This is a genomic window from bacterium (genome assembly GCA_016873475.1).
Classification (GTDB): Bacteria; Krumholzibacteriota; Krumholzibacteriia; order JACNKJ01; family JACNKJ01; genus VGXI01.
In genome coordinates this window covers 1-3481 of record VGXI01000275.1, presented here as the reverse complement: position 1 = coordinate 3481, position 3481 = coordinate 1, and the positions used below count along the sequence as shown (strand labels likewise).

Here is a 3481-nt window from a genome sequence, read left to right as displayed (position 1 = left end):
GGGGGGCCGGCGCTGGAGGTCTACCACCGGCCGCGGCATCCCTACAGCAAGGCGCTGCTGTCGGCCGTGCCGCTCGCCGATCCCGGCAAGACGCGCGCGGGGCGGATCATCCTCGAGGGCGACGTGCCCACGCCAATCAACAAGCCCAGCGGCTGCGTCTTCCGCGGGCGCTGCCCGATTGCGCGGCCGGCCTGCGCGGAGGCGAGGCCGCCGCTGGCCGAGGTGGCCAGCGGGCACTTCGCGGCTTGCCCCTACCACGCGGAGATGTGAACTCCTGGCGCGAAGCAGGAGGCAGTCCACCGACCTCCACGGTCTCCCGATCAGCGGCAGGGGCGTAAGAGGCTTGGAAAATCATTGACCAGGCTGACGATTTGCACGATAATCCGAACATGTCCATAGAATTGTCTAACTACAAGCGTGATCTAGACTTGACCTGGGTGCCCAACCCTCGCACGGGCTCCGGCGCCGCCTTCCTCTGGGGCCCAAGGCAGACGGGCAAGACCACCTACCTGCGCGAGCGCTTCCCGGCGGCGCGCTTCTACGACCTCCTCGACACTGCACTGAGCGCCGAGCTGGCGGTCCGGCCGCACCTGTTGCGCGAGCAGGTCCTGGGGGAGCGGCCGGCCGTCGTCGTGGTGGACGAGATCCAGCAGGTGCCGGGGCTCTTGCCGGAGATCCACTGGCTGCTCGAGAACAGCGGCACGCGCTTCATTCTTTGCGGCTCGAGCGCGCGCAAGCTGCGCCGCGGTGCGAAGAACCTGCTCGGCGGCCGGGCCATCGACTTCCACCTGCTGCCCCTGACCAGCCGCGAGATCGGCGATGTGGACCTGCTTCGCCTGCTCAACCACGGCGCGCTGCCGGCGCACTATCGCGTGGACGATGCCCGCCCCCTGCTCAGGGCCTACCTGAACAACTACATCAAGCAGGAGATCATCGACGAGTCGGCCACGCGCAACGTGCCGGCCTTCTCGCGCTTCCTCCAGGTCGTCGGACTCGGTCATGGCCAGCAGGTGAACTTCACGAGCGTGGCGCGCGAGACGGGCGTTTCCGCCGGCACGGTGCGCAGCTACTACCAGATCCTGGAGGACACGCTGCTCGGCTTCACGCTCGAGCCCTGGCGTCGCCGCCAGAAGCGACGCCTCGTGGACACGGCGAAGTTCTATCTCTTCGACATCGGGGTGGCGAATCAGCTCCATCCCGAAGCGACGGCCATCGGCGCCGGCACCGATCTCTTCGGCCGGGCCTTCGAGCACTTCATCCTGAACGAGCTGCGCGCTTTTCTCGCCTACACGCGGCGCGACCAGGCGCTGAGCTTCTGGCGGACGAGTTCGGGCTTCGAAGTCGACTTCATCGTGGGCGACATGGAGCTGGCCGTCGAGTGCAAGGCGACCGAGCAAGTCCGCGGCGATGATCTCAAGGGCCTGCGCGCGCTCAAGGAAGAACACCGCCCGCGCCGCAGCCTACTCGTCTCGCGCGACACGGCTCACCGCAAGACCGAGGACGGCATCGAGCTGCTGCCCTGGCGCGAGTTCTGCGCAATGCTGTGGGGCACAGCGCTCTTCTAGCGCTCATGATGGGCAGGGCTCGAGCTTCCGGGCGGTGGATGATTGCGCGATCCGCCCGGCACTCGAGGCGGAGACGCTGCCTCGCGTGAGGCCGCACGAGTCCATGGGTGAGGTGCATTACTGTCGGAGGCGACATTCGGCGGCCGATCGCGTACCCTAGGCGTTCGGCTCGGAGCCCTTGAGAGGAGTGACTCGGATGAAACGTGCCTGCGCCCTTACCCCGCGCCGCGCAGGCTTCCGCGCCGCGCGCCTTGCGCTGCTCTTGCCGGGGTTCATCGTGGCGCTGGCGGCCGCGCCGCTCAGCGCTTCGGCGCCGGCGCCCGCCGACACGGCCGTCGCCCGGCGCATCATCGATGCGGCGCTCGGTTCGGACCGTGCCGCGCGGCGGCTGGCCGAGCTCTGCGACACCTTCGGCCCGCGCCTGAGCGGCTCGCCGGAGCACGCGGCCGCTGCCGCCTGGGCGCTTGCCAAGCTGAAGGAAGACGGCCTGGCCAATGTGCGGGCGGAGCCCGTGCTGGTCCCGCACTGGGTGCGCGGCGAGGAGTGGGGGGAGGCGATCGTCGGGCCGGCGCCCGGCGAAGGTCTGGTCCAGCCGTTGCGCTTCCGCCTGACGCTGCTGGGCCTGGGCGGCACGGTCGGCACGCCGCCGGCGGGGATCGAGGGCGAGCTGCTCATCGTCTCGAGCTTCGACGAGCTCGCAGAGCGCGGCAGCGAGGCCGCGGGGCGCATCGTCCTTTTCGATCAGGGCTGGGAAGGCTACGGCAAGTCGGTGGAGTATCGCTCGCGGGGCGCGCAGGCGGCCGCCAAGCAGGGGGCGATCGCCTGCCTGATCCGCGCGGTCACCGGTGCAAGCCTGGCGACGCCCCACACGGGCGTCATGCGCTACGCCGATGACCCGGCGCTGCCGCGCATCCCCGCTGCCGCCCTGACTCTCGAGGATACGGGCCGCCTCCACCGCCTCGCCGACCGGGGCATCCCGATCCGGGTGCGCCTCGGGCTCGGCGCACTACGGTTACCCGACGCGGAGGCGGCCAATCTCATCGCCGAGCTGCCGGGTCGCGAGCGGCCCGAGGAGATCGTCCTCGTGGGCGGGCACTTCGACTCCTGGGACGTCGGTACCGGCGCCATGGACGACGGCGCCGGCTGCATCATCACCTGGGAAGCCGTCCGCCTGCTGCGCGAGCTGGGACTCGTCCCGCGTCGCACGCTGCGCCTGGTCCTGTTCGCGGACGAGGAGCAGACCCAGGCCGGCGGCAAGGCCTATGCCGCGGCCCACGCGGAGGAGATGGCCTGCCATCGCGCGGCGCTCGAATGCGACTCGGGGGGCTTTCGGCCCGTCGGCTTCTCGGTGGAGGCCGACTCGCTCACCGTCCTGCGCCTGCGCGCGCTCGCGGCCCCGCTGCTGGCGCTCCTGGACGCGGCCGACATCGGGCCTGGCGGCAGCGGCGTCGACATCTCCACTCTCGTCGAGCAAGGGGTGGTCGGCATCGGGCACCGGGTCGACTCGGCGCGCTACTTCGACTACCACCACAGCCCGGCCGACACCTTCGACAAGATCGACGGCAAGGCCCTCGCGCAGAACGTCGCCGCGGTGGCGATCATGGCCTACGCGCTGGCCGAGGAGCCGGGACCGCCCTGCGCCGGCGCGGCCGCTGCCGGCTACGGCCAACCCAAGGGGGCCTGCGCGCGCGCTCAGGCGATGATCGCTGCGACCTCGGGGGCGAAGGCGATCCAGGCCGGCGCCACCGCGCTGCGGGCAGGCGGCAGTTCGGCCGACGCCGCCGTGACCATTGCGCTCGCGCAGACGGTGCTGTGCGCCGGCGCCTGGGACAGCTTCGCGGGCATGCTCTACGCGCTGCACTACGAGGCGGCGACCGGCGAGGTGGTGGCCCTCAACGCCGGCTTCGACATCCCCC

At 70.9% G+C, this 3481-nt stretch carries 3 protein-coding genes; all 3 read left to right on the top strand.

The features are described from left to right. Nucleotides 1-270, top strand: a 270-nt coding sequence (locus FJ251_14590) for an oligopeptide ABC transporter ATP-binding protein OppF (protein MBM4118931.1), incomplete at its 5' end; no start/stop codon positions are given. 119 nt (nucleotides 271-389) lie between these two features. Next, the gene (locus FJ251_14585; protein ID MBM4118930.1) at nucleotides 390-1565 is read left to right on the top strand and encodes an ATP-binding protein; all 1176 of its coding nucleotides are present in this window, start codon (nucleotides 390-392) and stop codon (nucleotides 1563-1565) included. A gap of 196 nt (nucleotides 1566-1761) precedes the next feature. After that, nucleotides 1762-3481: M20/M25/M40 family metallo-hydrolase (locus tag FJ251_14580; GenBank protein ID MBM4118929.1), on the top strand; the 1720-nt coding region annotated here is incomplete at its 3' end.

Excerpts from the sequence above, each read along its gene's own strand:
- FJ251_14585 (MBM4118930.1), top strand. The coding sequence starts at position 390 with ATGTCCATAGAATTGTCTAACTACAAGCGTGATCTAGACTTGACCTGG.